The sequence below is a fragment of the Rhizobiaceae bacterium genome, from assembly GCA_023953845.1.
Classification (GTDB): domain Bacteria; phylum Pseudomonadota; class Alphaproteobacteria; order Rhizobiales; family Rhizobiaceae; genus Arvimicrobium.
This window is the reverse complement of the sequence record JAMLJC010000001.1, coordinates 3,891,942-3,912,787: the sequence shown is the minus strand read 5'-3', so window position 1 is coordinate 3,912,787 and position 20,846 is coordinate 3,891,942. Positions and strand designations below refer to the sequence as shown.

Annotated in this window: 19 protein-coding genes and 1 riboswitch; of the genes, 7 read left to right on the top strand and 12 right to left on the bottom strand. The window is 64.0% G+C overall.

What is annotated here, in order from left to right:
• Window positions 1-9: 9 nt before the first annotated feature.
• Window positions 10-1,005: a hypothetical protein gene (locus tag M9955_19290; protein MCO5083788.1), complete on the bottom strand. Its 996-nt coding sequence runs from the start codon at window positions 1,003-1,005 to the stop codon at window positions 10-12.
• Between the two features lie 148 nt (window positions 1,006-1,153).
• A riboswitch (glycine riboswitch) is annotated at window positions 1,154-1,239 on the top strand.
• 150 nt (window positions 1,240-1,389) lie between these two features.
• Between M9955_19290 and gcvT the strand changes: the two genes are divergently transcribed.
• From gcvT to gcvP, 3 genes are read left to right on the top strand one after another with little or no spacing between them, the layout of a single operon-like run.
• Window positions 1,390-2,490 (top strand): glycine cleavage system aminomethyltransferase GcvT, encoded by a 1,101-nt coding sequence (gene gcvT, locus M9955_19285; GenBank protein ID MCO5083787.1) that lies wholly within the window; start codon window positions 1,390-1,392, stop codon window positions 2,488-2,490.
• A 6-nt stretch (window positions 2,491-2,496) separates the two neighbouring features.
• Entirely contained in the window at window positions 2,497-2,865 is a 369-nt protein-coding gene (gcvH, locus tag M9955_19280; protein ID MCO5083786.1) for a glycine cleavage system protein GcvH, read from the top strand.
• Between the two features lie 11 nt (window positions 2,866-2,876).
• Window positions 2,877-5,681: an aminomethyl-transferring glycine dehydrogenase gene (gcvP, locus tag M9955_19275; protein MCO5083785.1), complete on the top strand. Its 2,805-nt coding sequence runs from the start codon at window positions 2,877-2,879 to the stop codon at window positions 5,679-5,681.
• Window positions 5,682-5,722: 41 nt separating this feature from the next.
• Here gcvP and M9955_19270 read toward each other — a convergent pair whose 3' ends face one another.
• The 8 genes from M9955_19270 to cpaB all read right to left on the bottom strand — a co-directional run bounded on the left by M9955_19270 (window position 5,723) and on the right by cpaB (window position 13,648).
• Window positions 5,723-6,190 (bottom strand): hypothetical protein, encoded by a 468-nt coding sequence (locus M9955_19270; protein ID MCO5083784.1) that lies wholly within the window; start codon window positions 6,188-6,190, stop codon window positions 5,723-5,725.
• A gap of 112 nt (window positions 6,191-6,302) precedes the next feature.
• Window positions 6,303-7,265 (bottom strand): type II secretion system F family protein, encoded by a 963-nt coding sequence (locus tag M9955_19265; protein ID MCO5083783.1) that lies wholly within the window; start codon window positions 7,263-7,265, stop codon window positions 6,303-6,305.
• Window positions 7,266-7,272: 7 nt separating this feature from the next.
• Window positions 7,273-8,229, bottom strand: coding sequence for a type II secretion system F family protein (locus M9955_19260; GenBank protein ID MCO5083782.1), 957 nt, complete (start codon window positions 8,227-8,229; stop codon window positions 7,273-7,275).
• 6 nt (window positions 8,230-8,235) lie between these two features.
• Entirely contained in the window at window positions 8,236-9,651 is a 1,416-nt protein-coding gene (locus M9955_19255; protein ID MCO5083781.1) for a CpaF family protein, read from the bottom strand.
• A complete protein-coding gene (locus M9955_19250; protein MCO5083780.1) occupies window positions 9,648-10,862 on the bottom strand; it encodes a response regulator/pilus assembly protein in 1,215 nt (404 codons plus the stop codon). The genes M9955_19255 and M9955_19250 overlap by 4 nt, the downstream gene beginning before the upstream one ends.
• Window positions 10,863-10,870: 8 nt before the next feature.
• Window positions 10,871-11,146, bottom strand: a complete 276-nt coding sequence (locus M9955_19245; GenBank protein ID MCO5083779.1) for a hypothetical protein — start codon at window positions 11,144-11,146, stop codon at window positions 10,871-10,873.
• 4 nt (window positions 11,147-11,150) lie between these two features.
• Complete coding sequence (locus M9955_19240; GenBank protein MCO5083778.1) at window positions 11,151-12,581, bottom strand: type II and III secretion system protein family protein; 1,431 nt, start codon at window positions 12,579-12,581, stop codon at window positions 11,151-11,153.
• A gap of 35 nt (window positions 12,582-12,616) precedes the next feature.
• Window positions 12,617-13,648 (bottom strand): Flp pilus assembly protein CpaB, encoded by a 1,032-nt coding sequence (gene cpaB, locus M9955_19235; protein MCO5083777.1) that lies wholly within the window; start codon window positions 13,646-13,648, stop codon window positions 12,617-12,619.
• A 225-nt stretch (window positions 13,649-13,873) separates the two neighbouring features.
• On the opposite strand from cpaB, the gene parE reads away from it, so the two are divergent.
• Window positions 13,874-15,925 carry a DNA topoisomerase IV subunit B gene (gene parE, locus M9955_19230; GenBank protein ID MCO5083776.1) on the top strand — a complete coding sequence of 684 codons (2,052 nt, stop codon included), beginning with the start codon at window positions 13,874-13,876 and terminating at the stop codon, window positions 15,923-15,925.
• 21 nt (window positions 15,926-15,946) lie between these two features.
• Here the strand turns inward: parE and M9955_19225 are convergent, their stop codons facing one another.
• Window positions 15,947-17,068, bottom strand: a complete 1,122-nt coding sequence (locus M9955_19225; protein ID MCO5083775.1) for a DUF2336 domain-containing protein — start codon at window positions 17,066-17,068, stop codon at window positions 15,947-15,949.
• Between the two features lie 128 nt (window positions 17,069-17,196).
• Between M9955_19225 and M9955_19220 the strand changes: the two genes are divergently transcribed.
• Together M9955_19220 and M9955_19215 are read left to right on the top strand one after the other, a co-directional pair.
• Window positions 17,197-17,652 (top strand): MaoC family dehydratase, encoded by a 456-nt coding sequence (locus tag M9955_19220; protein MCO5083774.1) that lies wholly within the window; start codon window positions 17,197-17,199, stop codon window positions 17,650-17,652.
• Window positions 17,653-17,654: 2 nt separating this feature from the next.
• Window positions 17,655-18,530, top strand: coding sequence for a CoA ester lyase (locus M9955_19215; GenBank protein ID MCO5083773.1), 876 nt, complete (start codon window positions 17,655-17,657; stop codon window positions 18,528-18,530).
• Window positions 18,531-18,537: 7 nt separating this feature from the next.
• Here the strand turns inward: M9955_19215 and M9955_19210 are convergent, their stop codons facing one another.
• Together M9955_19210 and M9955_19205 are read right to left on the bottom strand one after the other, a co-directional pair.
• Window positions 18,538-19,155 (bottom strand): flavin reductase family protein, encoded by a 618-nt coding sequence (locus M9955_19210; protein MCO5083772.1) that lies wholly within the window; start codon window positions 19,153-19,155, stop codon window positions 18,538-18,540.
• Entirely contained in the window at window positions 19,155-19,739 is a 585-nt protein-coding gene (locus M9955_19205) for a nitroreductase (GenBank protein MCO5083771.1), read from the bottom strand. Before M9955_19205 ends, M9955_19210 begins: the two co-directional genes overlap by 1 nt.
• Window positions 19,740-19,859: 120 nt before the next feature.
• Between M9955_19205 and M9955_19200 the strand changes: the two genes are divergently transcribed.
• Window positions 19,860-20,846, top strand: a complete 987-nt coding sequence (locus M9955_19200) for a hypothetical protein (protein MCO5083770.1) — start codon at window positions 19,860-19,862, stop codon at window positions 20,844-20,846.

The window sequence follows — 20,846 nt, the reverse complement described above, 5'->3', positions numbered from 1 at the left end:
GCTGCGTGCTCAGGCGACCTTGTCGAGAAGCGGCTTGAGATCCGGATGGACGACGCGCGCATGCTGCTTGATGAAGGCGAGCACGGCGCGCTCGTTCTCATGCAATTCGCGGTTGCCGCCGAACTTCTCCGCCAGCCATCTGGCTTCGTTTTCGTCGATGCGGGCGAAGCTTTCCTCCCGCTTCCGGTTGATCTCGGCCCAGCCGAGTTCGGTGTCCGAAGGCTGCTCGTACGCTTCGATGATGCCGGCCAGTCCGCCCGAAACCATGCGGCTGAAGAAGCCGCCGATGCCGTCGCCGCCGGAGTCCAGGAAGGCCTCGCGCCGCAGGGCTTCCTGCCGGCTCGGCGGCTCGTAGCCCGATGCAGCCAGCACGAAGTTGGCAATCGCCTGCACGAAAAGCTCGTTCCAGGCCGGATCGTTCCCGGCTTCCGCAGTGCGATCGTTGATCTTCAACAGCACGTCCGCCTCGGCCCGGGTGATGGCGATGTTGCCGTCGCCACCGAAGGCGAACAGGATGCGGCGCAGCAGTTCGACCTCGGCGCTGTCGATAACGCCCGGCTGCAGATGGCGGCGGCGCGCGAGTGGCCCGCTGCCCTCGACCACCGCCAGCCCCACCTGCCCCACGGCGTAGGCGGAAAGCTGCTCGGGCGAAGACTTCGCCTTTTCGAGCACGCGGATCAGCATCTCCAGTTCGGTCAGACTGTCCACGACGCCGTCGCGCGAGATCATGCCGACCAGCCAGGCGGCGTTTTCGCCGGAGATGTGGCCATGCGGCTTTTCCTGATGGACGAGATGGTCGGTGACCGCCTCGATGAAGAAGTCCACCCAGTCTTCGCATTTCGCGCCGCATGCCGCGTCGAGCTCGAACAGGCTTTCGACATCGGAACGGCTGGAAAGCCCGTCGCCATAGACCAGCCGTCGCAGGACGAGCACGTCGTCCGGCGTGATGGTCCCTGTCGCTGCGATCGCCGCGATCGTTCCCTGCAATCCTGTGTCGCTCATCATTTGTCCCCCGTCCGTGATCGACCTCTAGCAGACGGGCTTTGATATTCGGCAAAGCGGCTTGGTTATCGATTTCTTTCGGATCGCCACCCCGGGGGATGACAATGGTTGCAGGATAAGCTAGTGAATCAGACGTCGAGGGCTCAGGCCCGGCCGGTTTGCGGGAGAGAGCAGCGAAGCTGCCGCCGAAGGGGAAATCGCCCGAAATCTCTCAGGCAAAAGAACCGCCACCGGACACGACACTCTGGAAAGTCGGGGCCAAAAGCCCCGCGCCGAAGGTGTAAGCGCCGCCGACAGGGTTCCGGTTGCGCGAGTCTCTCAGGCTTCCGACAGAGGGGCACGAAATCGCCGCTTCGCGCGGTGTTGCGTGCTTTTCTGGAGGATTGATTGACCGACGCCGAACTGAACCACCTCCCCCTCGAAGATCTGCATGTCGCGGCAGGCGCGAAGTTCGGCGGATTCGCCGGATGGTCCATGCCCCTGACCTACCCAGCGGGCGTAATGAAGGAGCACCTTCATACCCGCGCCCACGCCGGCCTCTTCGACATTTCGCATATGAAACTCGTCGTCGTTTCGGGTCCCGACGCCGGCGAGTTGCTGGAGCGCGCCTGCCCGATCGAGGTCGACGCGCTGGAGCCGGGGCAATCGAAATACACCTTCCTGCTCAACGAGCAGGCGGGGATCATCGACGACCTGATCGTGACGAAGCTGTCCGCCTCGCGTTTCATGGTCGTCGCCAATGCCGGAAACGCAAGCGTCGACGTCGCTCACCTGACCGCGTTGGCGGCAGGTCTCGATGTCGGCGTCGATCCCCTCGACCGCGTGTTCCTGGCGCTGCAAGGCCCGGATGCCGAAGCGGTGGCGACCGAGGCCGGTCTGCCGGTGGCAACGCTGAAATTCATGACAGGCACGGAACCGAAGCCCGGCTGGTTCATGAGCCGCTCCGGCTATACCGGCGAAGACGGCTTCGAGATCGGCTTGCCGGCAGCCGAAGCGCGCGCACTCGCCGCCGGACTGCTGGCCGACGAGCGGGTGATGTGGATCGGGCTCGCCGCGCGGGACAGCCTCCGGCTCGAGGCCGGGCTCTGCCTGCATGGGCAGGACATCACGCAGCGCTATGATCCGATTTCGGCGGGTCTCCTGTGGGCGATTCCCAAGGCGATGCGGGCAGGAGGCGACTTCGCCGGAGCCGATGCCTTGCGAAGGATCATCGAGGCCGGTCCAGCGCTGAAGCGCGTCGGCCTGAAGCCAGAAGGCCGCCAGCCGGTGCGCGGCGGGGCCGAGCTTTTCGATTCTGGTGGAAACTATGCCGGCGTCGTCACCTCGGGCGGCTTCGGACCGTCTGCCGGCCATCCCGTCGCCATGGGCTACGTACCGGCCGATCAGGCAAAACCCGGCACGCGCTTCTTCGCCGACGTTCGCGGGACGAAGATCCCCGTCGACGTCCATTCGCTTCCCTTCACGCAGCACCGCTATCGCAAAGGATGATTTTCCATGGCTGACGTCTACTACACCGAGGACCACGAATGGCTGCGTGTCGAGGGCGACATCGCCACCGTCGGCATCACCGACTACGCGCAGGAACAGCTCGGCGACCTCGTCTTCGTCGAATTGCCGGAGGTCGGACGGGCGCTGAAGAAGGGCGACACCGCGGTCGTCGTGGAATCGGTCAAGGCGGCATCCGACGTCTATGCGCCGGCAGACGGCGAGATCACCGCCGTGAACGACGCGCTTTCCGGGGAGCCCGCTCTGGTGAACTCGGCAGCGACCGGCGACGGCTGGCTGTGGAAGATGAAGCTTGCCGACAAGGCCCAGCTTTCCGGCCTCATGGATGAAGCCGGCTACAAAGCGCATATCGGCTGACGGATATCATCATGAGCGACAGCCTTCCTTTTTCCGCCCGCCATATCGGCCCGACACCGGGCGACGTGCGTTCGATGCTCGCCACGCTCGGCGTGCCGTCCGTCGAAACCCTGATCTCGCAGACGGTTCCGAAGTCGATCCGGCTCGACCGCATGCTCGACCTGCCTGCGCCGCTGGGCGAGCATGACGCGCTCGCCGAGCTTTCCGCGAAGATGAGCAGGAATGTCGTGCTGAAGAGTTTCGTCGGCGCGGGTTACCACGGCACGCTGGTGCCGCCGGTCATCCAGCGCAACCTGTTCGAAAATCCCGCCTGGTACACGGCCTACACGCCCTATCAGGCGGAAATCAGCCAGGGGCGGCTGGAACTGCTGTTCCATTTCCAGACGCTGATCACGGAGTTGACCGGACTGCCGGTCGCTTCCGCCTCGCTGCTCGACGAGGCGACGGCGGTGGCGGAGGCCATCGGCATCGCGGTCAGGCATCATCGGGACAAGCGCACGAAAGTCGTGCTCGCCAATGAACTTCACCCGCAGACGCTCGACGTGGTGCATACACGCGCCGAGCCGCTGAGGATCGAAGTCGGCAAGGGTGAGGTCAGCGAGGAGACGGCGGCGCTGGTGGTATCGTGGCCCGACACGTTCGGCGTCTATGGCGACCACGCCGATCTCATCGCCAAAGCCAAGGCAGCCGGCGCCGTGGTTGTCTTCGTCGCCGACCCGCTGGCGTTGACGATTTCCGATGCGCCGGCGAAGCTCGGAGCCGACATAGCCTGCGGCTCGATGCAGCGTTTTGGCGTGCCGATGGGTTTTGGCGGGCCGCACGCAGCCTATTGCGCGGTTTCCGACAAGCTCACGCGGCTGATGCCGGGGCGCCTCGTCGGCCAGTCCGTCGACGCGCATGGCCGTCCCGGCTACCGTCTGGCGCTGCAGACGCGCGAACAGCACATCCGCCGCGACAAGGCGACCTCAAACATATGCACGGCGCAGGCGCTGCTCGCCAACATGGCTGCGTCATACGCCATCTGGCATGGACCGGAGGCTTTGAAGCGCATTGCAGCGCGGGTGCACGCACTTGCCGCCCGTCTTGCGGCGGGTCTCACCGCCGCCGGTATTTCCGTCGATGGCGAACGCCGGTTCGACGCGGTGACCGCTGTTGTCAAAGGCAAGGTGAAAGCCATTGCCGAGGCGGCGGAAAAGGGCGGTCGGCTGTTGCGGATCATTGATGCGGACCGGATCGGCGTGTCGTTCGATGAAACGTCGACGGAAGACGATCTGGCTGCGATCGCCAAACTGTTCGGCCTCGAGGCGCCAGCGGAAGCAGCGCTGGCCATGCCGGGCGCGCCTCGCGGAAACGAGTTCCTGACCCAGCCGGTATTCCATGAGAACCGCTCGGAAACGGACATGATGCGCTTCCTGCGCCGGCTCGCCGACAAGGATCTGGCGCTCGACCGCACCATGATCCCGCTCGGCTCCTGCACGATGAAGCTCAACGCCGCTGCCGAGATGATGCCGGTAAGCTGGTCGAATGTCGGAAACCTGCATCCCTTCGCGCCGAAAGCCCATACCAAGGGCTATCGATCCGTGCTGGCCGATCTCGAAAAATGGCTGGCGGAGATCACCGGCTTCGATGCGGTGTCGCTGCAACCGAATGCCGGCAGCCAGGGCGAGTTCGCCGGCCTGCTCGCGATCCGGCGTTATCATCTGGCGCGCGGCGGCGATCATCGCGACATCTGCCTCATCCCTTCCTCCGCGCACGGCACCAATCCGGCGAGCGCGGCGATGGCGGGCATGAAGGTGGTGGTTGTGAAGTGCACCGATGCCGGCGACGTTGATATCGACGACCTCAAGGCAAAGGCGGCCGAGCATGCGGCCAGCCTGTCGGCGCTGATGATGACCTACCCGTCGACGCATGGCGTGTTCGAGGAAGGCGTGCGGGAGATCTGCCAGATAATCCACGACAACGGTGGTCAGGTCTACCTCGATGGCGCAAACCTGAACGCGCTGGTGGGGCTGGCGAGGCTGGGCGACCTTGGCGGCGATGTCTGCCACATGAACCTGCACAAGACCTTCTGCATCCCGCATGGCGGCGGCGGCCCGGGTGTCGGTCCGATCGGTGTGAAGTCGCATCTCAAGCCCTACCTGCCGGGCCATGAGGCGGAAGGCAGCGACCACGCCGTCTCGGCAGCGCCTTTCGGCAGCGCGTCGATCCTGCCTATCACCTGGATGTATATCCGCATGATGGGCGCGGCCGGACTGAAGCAGGCGACGGAGATCGCGATTCTCAACGCCAACTACATCGCGGCCAGACTGAGCGCTCACTATCCCGTGCTCTACACCGGCAAGCAGGGGCGCGTCGCGCATGAGTGCATCCTCGATACGCGTGTGCTGAAGGATGCCGGAGGCGTCACTGTGGAAGATGTCGCCAAGCGCTTGATCGACTACGGTTTCCACGCGCCGACCATGTCCTGGCCGGTGGCCGGTACGCTGATGGTCGAGCCGACGGAATCCGAGCCGAAGCGCGAACTGGACCGCTTCTGCGACGCGATGGTCCTGATTGCACGCGAAGCTGCGAAAGTGGCGAGCGGAGAATGGCCGACGGACGACAATCCGCTGGCGAATTCTCCGCACACGGCAGCCGAAGTGCTCGCGGGCGAATGGGCGCATCCCTATTCGCGACTGGAAGCGGCCTATCCGGCGGGCGACGCGACGGCGGCCAAATACTGGCCGCCGGTATCGCGCATCGACAACGTCGCGGGCGACCGCAACCTGATCTGTTCCTGTCCGCCGCTGACCGAATATCTCGGCGCCGCCGAGTAGGCAGGGTCAATCGACGGCCGCCGGGCGACCGGCGGTCGGTCTCAGGTTTTAGCCAGCAGCGCGAGATTGGCGTCCACGACGGTGGTGTCCGCCATGTTCTGCTTCGCTTCCATCAGTAATTCGCGCGCTTTGGTCTTGTTGCCGCGCAGCAATTGCGAGTAGCCCATATTGTTGACGACCTGCGGCTTGCGGCCGGCGATCTTCAGCAACTGCTCATAGGCGCGGTCGGCGAAATCGAAGCGGCCGAGTTCGTCATACGATGCCGCCAGTCCCATCCAAGCCTCAGCATTCGAAGCGCGAAGCTCCACGGCCTTGCGAAAGTGTTTTTCGGCCAGACCGTAATTGGCGTCACGGAACTGCGCCTTTCCTTTCGCCAGATCGGCCGCGCTGATGTCCTTCGCCTTCGCCGCGATAGAGGTCGTCTGGGTCGTGTCGACGCCGCTTGTCGAACAGCCCGACAGCACGGCGATCGCCGCCGCTGCCATGATGGCAGTGAGTGTCCTGTTCATGTCCCTGTCCCGCCTGACCCGTTTTCCGGGTGCTCTATGATTCAGCAGCGTAGCAGGCAGGGCTTAAGCTTCGGTCAGCAATCTCGTTTAATTTTCGATTACGCCGTTCGCGTCAGTCCATCATGCTCAGCTTCACGATGATCGGAATGATGGCGATCATCAGCACGACGGGCAGGATGCAGACCGTCACCGGCACCGACATCTTGGCGGGGAGCGCATGCGCCTTCTCCTCGGCCAGCGACATGCGCTTGTGCCGCATCTCGTCGGAGAAGACGCGCAACGATCCGGAGAGGCTCGTGCCCAGTTCCTTCGACTGCTGCAGAAGCGTCGCGAAAGACCGTACCTCGTCGAGATTGAGCCGGTCGGAAAGCGATCGCAGCGCATCATCCAGCCGGCGACCGGCCCGCAACTCGAGCGAGACGAGTTGAAGATTCTGGCTGAGCGAAGGATAGGTCAGGGCCAGCTCCTTCGACACGCGTTCGATGCCAGCTTCCATGCTCATGCCCGCGTCGGAACAGACGATCATCAGATCCATGAAGTCCGGAAAACCGTTGCGGTATTCGCGCATCTTGGTGCGGATGCGGCCCGCGAGAAAAAGGCCGGTCATGAAGTAACCCGCGCCGCCGGCCATGACGACGAAGGTCCAGCGGCTGAACGCGGTGGCCTCGCGGCCCAGCCAGCGTTCGACCACAAAGGCCAGCAGCGCAAAGCCGAAGAACATGCCGAAGCGGGCCAGGAAGTAATTGCCCACCGCGTTGGGCTGCATATAGCCGGCCTGGATCAGCTTCATCCTGAGCCGGGCGACGTTTTCCGGATCGCTCTTGGCATAGAACTCCTGCGCGGTCTTCAGCGCGCGTTCGTGTACGAGCGCGGCCGCCTTCTTGTCCGCCGGCGCTTCGGGCTTCAGCGCAGGCCCCTTCTCCTCGACCTTCAGCCGCCGCTTCATCTCGCCGCGACCATCGCCGCCGGCCAGAAGCGGCCAGGCCAGCGCAACGCCGCCGACCGCCAGCATCAGCAGCGCAGCGGGCAGCAGCAGCGACTGACCGGGGGAGAGTATATCGAAAAGCGCGTCCATCCGGGGTCTAGAACTTGAAATTGGCCATCTTGAACATCATCAGATTACCCAGCATCAGCCAGGAGATCGAACCGCCGAGCAGATACCAGGTCATCGGCTCGCCCCAGACCTCGCTGTAGAATTTCGGCATCAGCACCATGATGCCTGCGAACAGCAGCGCGGGCACCGCGGTGAGGATATAGGCCGACATGCGCCCTTCGGTGGAGATCGAGCGCACCTTGCGCCTGAGCTTGCCGCGCTCGCGGATGACCGTGGCGAGACCGTCAAGGATTTCGCGCAGATTGCCGCCGGTCGTGCTCTGGATCGAGACCGCCGTGACGAAAAGCGGCAGATCCTCGTGGCCGACGCGCTCGAACATGTTCTGGAGCGCGGTGATCAGATCGGAGCCGTAGGTCACCTCGTCGGCGATGACGCCGAATTCCGTGCCGATCGGGTCGGGCATCTCGCGCGCCACCATGGCGATCGCCACCGGCACCGGATGACCCGCCTTGAGGCCGCGCGTGATGAGCTCGATCGCCTCCGGCAACTGCATGCCGAACATCTTGTGACGGCGGCCAAGCAGATATTTCATGGCGAAGATCGGGAAGAGCATCGAAAGCGCCACGAAAAGCGGCGGCGAGAAGAGCAGAGGCAAACCTTTCCAGACAGCGAGCAGGGTGACCACCAGCGCCGCGCCGGAGGTCTTCAGCAGGAATTGCGGGAGCGGCGTCGTCAGGCCGGACTGGATGCGCAACGCGCGCAGCCCGGCGGGCGTGAACAGCGACTTGCCGCCGTCGACGCCGCGCTCCTTGCGCAACTGGATCAGCACCTGCTCTTGCGTCAGCCGCTTGTCCTGGAGCTTCATGCGGCGGTTGATCGCGGCGCGCCTGTCCTGACTGGAAGACAGCATGAGGTAGATCGCCTCGGCGATCATGATCGCCGTCAGGCCCACCGCCGCATAGATCAGGAAGAGCTCGCTGCCCATTCTCGTTCAGGCCTGCGGTTTGCCGGGTTCGAAATACTTGCCCGGGAACTCGATGCCCATGGCGCGCAGATCCTCGAGGAAGCGCGGACGCAGGCCGGTCGCCTCGAAATAGCCCTGTATCTTGCCGTCCGGCTCCATGCCGGTGCGCACGAAACGGAAAATCTCCTGCATCTGGATGACGTCGCCTTCCATGCCGGTGACTTCCGCGACGCTGGTCACCTTGCGCTTGCCGTCGGACAGGCGGGTAAGCTGCACGATGATGTCGAGGGCGCTGGAGATCTGGCTGCGGATCGACTGGACCGTCATCGGCATGCCGGTCATGCCGAGCATCTGCTCCAGGCGACCGATGGCGTCGCGGGGGGTATTGGCGTGGATCGTGGCCATCGACCCTTCATGACCGGTGTTCATGGCCTGAAGCATGTCGAAGGCTTCCTCGCCGCGACACTCGCCGAGAATGACGCGGTCGGGGCGCATGCGCAGCGCGTTCTTGACGAGATCGCGCTGCTTAAGCTCGCCATGTCCCTCAACGTTGGCCGGGCGGGTTTCCATGCGCGCCACATGCGGCTGCTGGAGCTGAAGCTCGGCTGCGTCCTCGATGGTGATCAGGCGTTCGTCCTCGGAGATATAGGCCGAGAGGGCGTTGAGCATGGTCGTCTTGCCGGTGCCCGTGCCTCCCGAGATGATGGTTGTCTTGCGGGCGTGGACCGCGGCCGCCAGCACCTCCGCCATGTTCTGTGTGAGCGCGCCGAACTCCACCAGCTGGTTCAGGCCCAGCTTGTGCTTGGAGAATTTGCGGATCGAGATCAGCGGCCCGTCCACGGCAATGGGGCGGATCGCGGCGTTGAAGCGCGAGCCATCGCTCATGCGGGCGTCGACCATGGGCTGGGACTCGTCCACGCGCCTGCCGACGGCCGCCACGATCTTGTTGACGATGCGCAGCAGGTGCGCCTCATCCTTGAACGGGATCTGGACCTGCGTCAGCTTGCCCTTCTTTTCGACAAAGCAACTGCGATGCCCATTGATGAGGATGTCGGCGATGTCAGGGTCCTTGAGCAGAGGCTCCAGCGGCCCCAGTCCGACCATCTCGTCAACGATGTCGTCGACCAGCGCATCGAGTTCCGCCACATTGATTGCCATGCGCTCTTCGCGGATCTTCTCCGACACGAAGTCGTGGACCTGCTTGCGCATTTCCGGCCGGGGCAATCGCTCCAGCGCGACGAGGTTGATCTCCTCGATCAGCATGCGATGGATGCGGTCGCGGGCGTCGAGCACGCGATTGCTCTTGATGCCCACCGATTCCGGCCGGGGCGCCGCCGGCCGCATCGCCGGCAGGATGACAGCGCTGGCGGCCGGAGCGGGATGCTCCGCCTGCTTGACCGGCGCCGCGCTGCGCCCCTGAAGCGTGGAGAAGCGCGAGCTCATGCCTTCTTCTTCCCAAGCAGACTGCGGCCGAACGACAGGAACGACTTCGACTTCTGCTCCTCGGCTTCCACCTCTTCCGGCAGGATGATGCGCCTGAGATCGGCGATGACGTTGGCGCGCGGATCGATCTGTTGCAGCGGCACGCCGCGATCAACAGCTTCGCGCACCAGCTTGTAATTGTTGGAAATACCGCCGACGAAATGCTCGCCGAGGATCGCCTGGACGTCGGCCTGCTTGATGCCGTTCTCGAACATGCGCTGCTCGAAACGATTGACGATGACGTTGGGCTTCACTTCCTTGCCGACCGTCTCGTAGATCGCCTGGATGAGACGCTGCGTGTGGCGCAGGCACGGAACCGTCATTTCCGACACGATGTAGAGGCGGTTGGAGCCGAGCAGCACCGTTTCGGTCCACGGGAACCACGTGCGCGGCATGTCGATGACAACATTGTCGAAATAGGCCGAGACGAGGTCGAGCATGCGCACGACGACGTCGGTGTTGAACGAACGCATCTCGGACGGCTTCGTCGGCGCCGCCAGCACGCAAAGGCCGCTCGCATGTTTCGACAGCATGGCATCGAGAAGCTGGCGGTCGAGGCGCTCGGGCTGGTTCTCGATCTCCGTGATGTCGAAGCGCGGATCGAGGTCCAGATACTCCGCGCAGGCGCCCTGCTGGAAATTCAGGTCGACAATGCAGGTCGAGGCGCCGCGTGAGACGGAATTATGGAGCTGGAATGCCGTCTGGAGGGCCAGCGTGGTCGTGCCCACGCCGCCGGCCGCCGGCATGAAGGTGTAGATTTCAGATTCCGTGCTTTCGTCCCTGCCCTGCCCTTGCAAGGCGCGCAAGCACGAGCGCACGAGATCGGCTGTCGTCAACGGCTTGGTCAGGAAGTCCGCGATCTGAAGCTGGACGAGTATGCGCACCGCAGCGGCGTTGAACTCCCGCGTGACGACGACGATCGGGGTCCGGCCTTCAAGCCGGCGCACGATACGCTGCAGGGATTCGATCTGGTCGAGCCTGGAGGCATCGAGATCGATGATGACGGCGTCGCCTTCGGCATCGTGGATCTCGCCCCGCAGATCGGTCACAGGTTTCTCGACCGCAACGACGGTGATCTTTTCCGATGTCGCGAAGGCCGCGCGCGCATCCTGCACGAAAGCCTTGTCGGTCGATACCAGCAGGATCGTCTTCGGGGTGGTCTGGGCTGCCATGTCGAACCTCAGTCTGAGACGACGGAAGACGACGTCGCGCGGCCGCTGTCCTCGCCCGTCACCTTGCCGGACGCTTGCGCTTCGGCGGCCTGAGCGGCCCGCTGCGCCGGAACGAGAAGCTCGGTGTCGTCGACGCCCGTAGGCCACGGATCGACCATCTGCATCACCATGTTGGCGGCGATCGCCTCGCCCGCGCCGGGGGTGACGCCGTCCATCCGCATGGTCTGGTCGCTGGTGCAGCCGCTGGCCGCCAGCGCGATCGCGAGCAGGGAAAGGCGCTTCATCGTGCTACTCCGAGAGATCGAGGAAGTGGCCGGACTTAGGCGCCGCACTGCGGCGCGAAGACGACAGCGCGCGGTTCGCGTCGGACACCTTCACCTCCTCGACATTGCCGAGGAAGAAATCCGCGTCGTTTCCGGGTGCCATCTGGTCGACCGGTGTCATTACCTTCTTCGTCGGGTCTATCGGCTTCACCAGATGCGGCGTCACGATCATCACCAGATCGGTCTCCCGACGCTGATAGGCCTTCGACGAGAACAGCGCGCCAATGACCGGCATCTGGCCCACTCCCGGCACGCGCTGGTTGCCGAGACTGTTCTCGCTCTGCAGCAGGCCGGCGATCATGAAGCTCTGGCCGCTCTTGAGGTCGATCGACGTGCTGGCGCGCCGCACGATGAAACCGGGAATGGCGATGTTGCCGACCTGATAGGAGGCGGATGTGTCGACCGACGACACTTCCGGCTCGATGTCGAGGCTGATAAGCCCGTCCTTCAGCACGGTCGGCTTGAAATCCAGGCTGACGCCGTACTTCTTGTAGGTGACGGTGATCTTGTTGTCGTCTTCCGAGATCGGGATCGGAAATTCGCCGCCGGCAAGGAAGCTGGCCTTCTCGCCGGAGCGGGCGATGAGATTGGGCTCGGCGAGCAAACGCGCCACGCCGCGGTCCTCCAGCGCCTTGATCGCCATGTCGATCGTCCAGCCGCCAGTTATCAGGCCGCCTATGATCTGGCCCGCGGGCGTGGAGGACGTGCTCTTGGGCGCGGAATTGAAGCTGATGCCGCCGTTGCTGCCGAAGTAGGACGCATTCAGCGTCGTTCCGAGTTCGCGGCCGACCTGGCGGTTGATCTCCACAAAGCGGACGTTGAGCTGGACCTGTTGCGACGAGGAGATGTTGACGGAATTGATGACGTTTTCCGAGCCGGAGAACTCGGACGCGATCTGCTGCGCCTTTTCAGCCGCGACCGCGTCCTTGGCCTCGCCAGACAGAACCAGACGACCGTTAGCCGACTTCACCTTGATGTCGGCATCCGGGACCGTGTCGCGGATCGTGCTCGCCAGGCGGTCGGTGTCGAGCGTCACCTCGATATCGACGGTTCCGACAAGTTGCTTGTTCTGGTCGAACAGCGCGATGGCGGTGGTGCCGAGATTGTTGCCGAGCACATAGAATGACTGGTCGGTCAGCGGATTGATGTTCGCGACTTCCGGATCGCCGATCACGATCTCGTAGAACGGCACGTCGGTCTTGATGGTGCGCGGCTTGCCCTTGGCGATCTTCACCGACGCCGGCTTTGTGGAGGAAATCCGGATGACCCCATCGGCGGCGCGAACCTCCGTCTGCTGCACCAGCACGAACGTTCCCGCCAGGATCGCCGCCGCGAAAGCCACGGCGCCTTTCCGGATCATCGCGATCCCAGCCGTATTCCGAGTCCAGCTGTTCATTCCCCGTCCCCTAATCACGGCTCCCCAGCCGTTGTTCAGTTCGTCGGTGCGTTCTGTTCGCCCGTAACGGTGAGAACCACAGGCTCTCCGACCCCTGCGCCGCCAGCGGTCCCGGACCTTGCCTGGGCGCCCTTCGCTCCCTTGGGCGGCACGACCACCTGATAAGGCTTCGAGTCCAGCGCACGGGTGACGATCACCGTCTTGTGCTTCGGTCCCTCAGGCTCTTCCGTCGCGGAGGTGATCAGCTTGCTGACCTTCTCCATCGCACGGCTCGCGGCCGATCCGCTGAAGGCCGAGATCGTGGTCAGGCCCGTGCCGCTTCCGTCGTCCTCGGCGCTGGCGCGCAGCGTGAGCGACAGGCTGCCGACATTGCGGGCGAGCGCGATCTTCTGCGCCCCCGCGGTCGTCACCTCGATCGTGACCGAGCTTGCGACCTGAGGGGCCGTCTGGCGTTCGTCGGCGGCCTGGCCGACGGAAAGAACCTTGGCGTTCTCGACGACCACCTCCGTGGTGATTGTCGACCCTGAAGCGCCCTGCGCGTTCTTCTGGACTTCCTCGATCTCGCCGGCGTCGCGGGTCAGCACGACGTCGACCCGGTCGCCCGGCGTCACGAAACCGCCGACGCCGGCGATCTCGTCGGTCTTGATGGTCACGGCGCGCATGCCCGGCGTCAGCAGGTTCGACAGCGTGGCGCGGCCGTTCGGACCGGAAAGCTTGGCGAGCAATACCGGCTCATTCGGTTCGATCGGCGTGAGCACGACGCGCGATCCTTCGGCAAACAGCCCGTCGATCGACGCAAAGGCGCCCTGCGGCATCGCTTCCTGCGGCCATGGGATCTCGGCGAGTTGCACGCGATCCAGCGGCATGCCGAAGCGCAATGGCTCCCTGGCGACGACGATCGTCTTGAACTCGACGGCGGGCTCGGCAGGCGCCGGCTTCGGCGCGTTGTCCGCCATGGCGCGCGCTCTTTCGCTGGCCGCTCTCTTGATCCAGGCGTCCGCTGCGAATATGGAGACAGCTCCCATCACAGCGGCAATGCCGATCATGGTGATGATCTTACGTTTCAAAGCCCAATCCCTGCACGCCCACGTCTTTTTATGCAGGCAGGCTACGCGCCATTCTTAAAACTTCAGGAATCAGACAGGGTGTATCCGGGGGTATTTTGGAGCGCTTGGTTATCGAACCGTTCCATCCGGCGCGAATCTTTGAACGGAACATAGATCGAACATGATCGATCCCGACGCTGAAAAATGGCACTATGGATTTGATTCGTAAGGGCAACGAGATCGCGTATGGATGACGGCAACGACCTCTTCGGCAGCTTGGAACGGCGGCCGGGAATGGCGCGCGCGCCGGTGAAGACTGCCGAACCGCTGGCGCAAGCCGCCCGGCGGGGAGCGGTGAAGGACGCCAGCGACAGCTATAGCGCCGCGGACATCGAGGTTCTCGAAGGCCTCGAGCCGGTCCGGCGGCGTCCGGGCATGTATATCGGCGGCACCGACGAAAAGGCGCTGCATCATCTCTTCGCCGAGGTCATCGACAATTCGATGGACGAAGCGGTCGCCGGGCACGCGACGTTCATCGATGTCGAACTCGGAGCAGACGGCTTCCTGACGGTGACGGACAACGGCCGCGGCATTCCCGTCGATCCGCATCCGAAGTTCAAGAACAAGTCGGCACTCGAAGTCATCATGACGACGCTGCATTCCGGCGGCAAATTCGATTCCAAGGTCTATGAGACGTCCGGCGGCCTGCATGGGGTCGGCGTTTCGGTGGTCAACGCGCTGTCGGACATGCTGGAAGTCGAGGTGGCGCGCGGCCGCCAGCTCTACCGCCAGCGCTTTTCGCGTGGCGTTCCCCAAGGCAAGCTCGAACACCTGGGCGAGGTCCATAACCGGCGCGGCACGCGCACCCGCTTCCATCCCGACCCGCAGATATTCAAGGGCCACGTCTTCGAGCCGGCCCGGCTCTACCGCATGGCGCGTTCCAAGGCCTACCTCTTCGGCGGCGTGAACATCCGCTGGTCCTGCGATCCGTCGTTGATAAAGGAGAAGGATTCGACCCCGGCGAAGGCCGAGTTCCATTTTCCCGGCGGCTTGAAGGACTATCTCATCGCCTCGCTGGGCGACGAGTTCCAGGTGACGCGGGAGGTGTTCGCCGGCAAGAGCGAGCGTCAGGGCGGCCACGGATCGGTGGAGTGGGCCGTGACCTGGTATGGCGGCGACGGTTTCGTCAACTCCTACTGCAACACCATCCCGACCGGCGAAGGGGGCACGCACGAAACCGGCTTCCGCAACGTGCTGATGCGCGGCCTAAAGGCCTATGCCGATCTGACGGGCAACAAACGCGCATCGATCGTCACCAGCGAAGACGTGATGATCTCGGCGGCGGGCATGCTTTCGGTGTTTATCCGCGAGCCGGAGTTCGTCGGCCAGACCAAGGACCGGCTGGCGACCATCGAGGCGCAGCGCATCGTCGAGACGGCGCTCCGCGATCCCTTCGACCACTGGCTGGCGGACAATCCGCAGGAGGCGTCGAAGCTTCTGGAATGGGTCATCGCGCGCGCCGACGAGCGCGTTCGCCGGCGACAGGAGAAGGAGATCAGCCGCAAGTCTGCCGTGCGCAAGCTGCGGCTGCCCGGCAAACTCGCCGACTGCACCCAGAACGCCGCTGCAGGCGCCGAAATCTTCATCGTCGAAGGCGACTCGGCCGGCGGCTCCGCCAAGCAGGCGCGGAACCGCGCCATGCAGGCCGTGCTGCCGCTGCGTGGCAAGATCCTCAACGTCGCCAGCGCGGGCAGCGACAAGCTCGCCGCCAACCAGCAGATTTCGGACCTGATACAGGCGCTGGGCTGCGGCACGCGTTCGAAATATCGCGACGACGATCTGCGGTACGACCGCGTGATCATCATGACCGACGCCGACGTCGACGGCGCGCATATCGCGTCGCTGCTCATCACCTTCTTCTATCAGGAGATGCCGCAGCTCGTGCGCGGCGGGCATCTCTACATGGCCGTGCCGCCCCTTTATCGCATCAGCCAGGGTGGCAAGATCATGTACGCCCGTGACGACGCCCATAAGGACGAGTTGCTCAAGACGGAGTTCACCGGGCGCGGCAAGGTCGAGATCGGTCGCTTCAAGGGCCTCGGTGAGATGATGGCGAGCCAGCTCAAGGAAACGACCATGGACCCGAAAAAGCGCACCTTGCTGCGTGTCGAGGTTCTGGACGCAGAGGACGCCACGAAGAATGCGGTGGATGCGCTGATGGGCACGAAGCCGGAGGCGCGCTTCCGCTTCATCCAGGAGCGGGCGGAGTTCGCCGAAGCCGAAGCGCTCGATATTTAGGCATTTTTTCCGGCGAGCCGGTCACGCCGCCGCTATCGCCAACGCATGTCCCCGCGCATTGTCGCGCAACGCGTCGATATGGATCGAGCGCAGCAGCGCGGCCATGTCGCCTTCGGCCGACTGGCCGCCGATCTCCCTGAGCATCAACCAGGACACTTCCTGGGCGCCGGCAATGCGTTTGCCGCTCGCCACTTCACGCCAGACCTTCAGCGCGGCGAGGATGACGCGGTGGATGGAGTCGGCGAGGCCGGCGGCGCGCATCAAGGCCGATACCGCCAGATCCTGACCATTGGCGAGCAGCGCGCGAACGCGATGCTCCGCCTGCCCCGTAAGCGCGATCAGGCTGGCGCCGAAGAAATCGATCTTGCCATGGGCGACCGTGCGGATCACGAAGCTGGCGGTGAGTTCGCCCGACAGGCGCAGATGCTCGACCAGGGCAGCGTGCTCCTCCGTGGGCGTCCCGTCGATCAGCGTAAGCGATGCGCGGACGCAGGCGTCGCGTGTCACCCGCTCGGCGCGTGTCGCACCGATCGCGCGCTGCAGCAGAGTGGATTGCTTGAGAACTTCGCCGACGCGTATGACGAGCATATGCCGGCAATCGGACGGCAGCGCCGGATGTTCGAGCAGAGCACCGCGAAGCCCGGCATTGTCTCCATGCCGTTCGATCATACGCCTGAAGCTGATCGTCGCGATCTCGGCGCCGGAATTGCGGGCAAGGACGACGCATGCCTCCACTTCGGCGAGTTCCGCCAAAGCGGCGGCGACCTGAAGCGAGACGCGAGGGCGGCCGGCGATGAGCTTCTGCGTCGCCACGCTGCCATCCGCGACGCGCTCGACCAGATCCGAATCGGTGAGCAGCGGCGACCGGGCAATGATCATCGCGGCGACGTCGGGCTGATCGGAAGCCAGCGCGCTGACGATCTGCAGCGGTGCGTGGCGGCTCATGGACAGCGCCTCGGCGATCGCCATGCGGACCTTGGCCGACGGATCGTCCATCAGCAATGTCAGCGCCGCTTCCGCCGCGCAGCGCTGCTCGAATGAAAGGTCCCGCTCGTTGAATATACGCGCCAGCGCGCTCGCCGCAGCCGCGCGCTCCGCGACGCGCGCCGTTCTGATCCACTTGAGGAGATGTTCGATGACCATGCAAGCCTTTTCCCAGCCTGCGTCGAGACTAGCGGGGAATAGGTTTACGAACCGTTCACCATATCTCTTAACGTGTCGCTTGCCTGACCGCAGCCCGACGCCTATCACGCGGCATCAGGAGGAATGCGATGCCGGGACTTTATCTGGAGGAGTTCGTCGTCGGTCAGGTCATCAGGCACCCGCTGCGACGGTCCGTGACCGAAGCGGACAACATGTTCTTTTCCACCATGACGCTGAATACCCAGCCGCTTCACATCGACTTCGACTATGCGTCGAAGACCGAGTGGGGCAAACCGCTGGTCAATTCGCTGTTCACGCTCAGCCTGATGATCGGCATTTCGGTCAACGACACCACGGTCGGCACCATCGTCGCCAATCTCGGCATGAGCGAAACCGTGTTCCCGAACCCGGTTTTTCACGGCGATACGATATCTGTCGAGACGGAGATCAAATCCGTCCGCGAATCGAAATCCAGGGACGACAGGGGAATAGTCGAAATGGAGCATCGCGCCTTCAACCAGCACGGCGTGCTCGTGGCGCGCTGCCTGCGCCAGACGATGATCCAGAAGAAGCCGGTGGCCTGACGATGCGCTCATTGCTGTTCGTACCCGGCGATTCCGAAAAGAAGCTCGCCAAGGGTTTCGGTTCTGACGCCGATGTCTTGCTCGTCGATCTTGAAGATTCGGTCTCTGCCGACAACAAGGCGGCAGCGCGTGCGCTGGCGCGGGAATTCATCCTGGCCGAACGCGCCAAGACGCGCGCCCGCATCTTCATCCGCGTCAACGATCTGACGACGGGCGAGACCGACCGCGATCTCGACGGCATCATGGCGGCGCATCCGGACGGGATCATGCTGCCCAAATGCACAGGTTTCGCCGATGTCGAGCATCTGTCGACGAAACTGCGCGTGCATGAGGCTGACAACGGCCTGAAAGATGGCGCCACGCGCATCATCCCGCTGATCACCGAGACCGCCGCGTCCGTGCTGGCCGCATCGTCCTATCGCCCGCACGCGCGCTTCTCAGGGATCACGTGGGGAGCTGAGGATCTTTCAGCCTCGATCGGCGCGCGCGCGGCACGCGACGGGAACGGGCAGTACACCGACGTCTTCCGGCTGGCGCGCGCGCTCACCCTTCTCGCTGCCTCCGCCAGCGAAGTGCCGGCAATCGACACGGTGTTCCCGAATTTCCGCGACGAAGATGGATTTCGCGCCGAGTGCGTCGCGGCGGAACGCGACGGCTTCACGTCCAAGATGGCGATTCATCCGGCGCAGGTCGCCGTCATCAACGAGGTTTTCACGCCGACGGCCGAAGCGGTTGCCCGGTCGCAGGCGATCGTCGACGCATTCCGTGCAGCAGGCAATCCCGGCGTTGTCGCTATCGACGGCAAGATGTACGACCGGCCGCATCTCCGGCTCGCCGAACGGTTGCTTGCACGCGCCACGCAGACAAAAGCCGGATGACCAGCGATCAGACCTTGCTGTCGTCTTTCCACTTCGGGCGCCGCATGGAGAAGATTTCCTCCGTGCTGCTGAAATCGAGATAGCCAAGGCGGGCAACGTTACCGACCTTTCGCACATCGAACAGCCCGTCGACAAGCATCTCGTCGGCGATGTGAATGCCCACCACCTGTCCGACCACGACAACCGCGCGGGTGCGGGAGCCGTCCAGCGCGCGCGGCTCGAGAATCTCGGTTACCCGGCATTCCAGCGCAGCCGGGGCTTCGGCCACCCGGGGCGCGGCGACGATGCGGCAGGGCGCCGGCGTCAGGCCGGCGTAGCCGAACTCGCTGACGCCTCGCGGTGCATCGACCGACGTCGCGTTCATCCGTTCGGCAAGCTCGCGGCCGACGAGATTGGCCACGAACTCTCCGGTCTCGCGTGCGAAAGCGGGACTGTCCTTGAAACCTTCAGAGGAGAAGAACACCAGATAAGGGTCGGTGTGCAGCGCGTTGAAGAAGGAATATGGCGCGAGGTTCATCTCCCCCGCCCTGTTCCGCGTCGATATCCAGCCTATCGGCCGGGGTGCGACAAGCGCCTTGAAAGGATCGCGCGGCAAACCGTGCCCCTTGTCCGGCTCGTAGAACATCAGCCCTCCCAAGGCCCCTGGTATTCAGTCATGACCGCGGGGATATCGGGTCTCGGCCGTTCGGGGACGCTGCCATGGAACGTGCCGATATGGACGAAGCCGATCACGCGCTCATGCGGCGCAAGGCCAAGCAGGCGACGTCCCTCTTCATTCTGGGAATACCAGTTGGTGATCCAGTTCGTGCCGTAGCCCAAGGCATTAGCGGCCAGCACGAGACTCATGGCAGCGGCGCCGCCGGACAGGAACATCTCCCATTCGGGAATCTTGGGATGCTCCTTCGGGCTGGAAACCACGCCGATCACGAGCGGCGCTCGCGAAAACCGCGTCAGCTCCTGATTGCGGCGGACATCCGAAAGCGGCCCTTCCTGCTTTTCCGCCAGTCCGGCGAGCAATTCGCCCGCCTTTTCCCGTGCCGAACCGCGATAGACGATGAAACGCCACGGCTCCAGCCGCCCGTGATCCGGCACATGCGACGCAACGCGAATCATCGTCTCGATCTCCGCGTCATTCGGACCCGGCGCCTTCAGTTCCTGAATCGGCGGTGAGATACGGGACAGCATGAAATCGATGATGGGCGATGCCATTCCAGGTCTCCACGTTTCTGGCTGAAGCCACGCGGAAAGGCATGGCCTTGCAGGAGCGCGATGCCGCGCCCAGGGGAACAGGTCTTGAAATTGCCACCGGCTTGGGTTTCAACGCAAGGAATGTTCCGGGGACCTACACGCGATCTTGTGCGGCTCGTCGCCTTCGGCATCTTCGTTGCCGCGGGCGTAAGCGCGCATGCACAGGGATTCGTCGATTCGGCGCCTTCGTTTCCGCTCGACCTGCCTCCGCTCAACAATTTTGCCGCGCCGGACGAAGGCAATCGCGACCGTCCGCTTTCCACGGCGGTCGTCACCAACAGGACCACGCTCGCGGCGCAACTCGTCGGGGACGGCAAGGAAATCACCCGCGGCCTGGTATGGCGTGTCTTCAAGCCGGAACCCGGTCCCGACGGCAAATTGCCGCTGGTGGCCTCCGCGCAAGGCGGAACCAGCGTTTTTGATCTTCAACCCGGCAAATATCTCGTCCACGCGGCGTTCGGACGCGCCGGGGCAACGAAAAAGATCACCGTAGGCCGGGAATCACGGCGCGAGACGCTGGTCCTCGACGCCGGTGGCCTCGAACTCGACGCAGTGGTTGACGGCGGCCTGCGCGTTCCGCCCGAAGAACTGAAGTTCTCGATCTACGAAGGCACGCCCGACGAAAAGGGCGAGCGGGCGCTTATCATTCCGGACGTCAAGCCGCGCACGGTGGTCCGGCTGAACTCCGGCGTCTATCACGTCGTTTCCACCTATGGTTCGGTCAACGCCGTGATCCGGTCGGACATCCGTGTCGAAGCCGGCAAGCTGACCGAGGCGACCGTGGAGCATCGGGCGGCGGAACTGACCATGAAACTCGTGCGCGAAAAAGGCGGTGAAGCGATCGCCGATACGTCGTGGTCCATCCTAACCGGCTCGGGCGATCCGATCCGCGAGACGGTCGGCGCCTACGCATCCATGGTGCTGGCGGAGGGCGAATATACGGTCATCGCCAAGAACCGCGACCGTATCTATCAGCGCGATCTGACCGTCGTCGCGGGCGAGAACCAAGATGTCGAGGTTCTGGCGACCGAAGAGGACGCCGTGCCCGATGACGAAATCACCGATTGA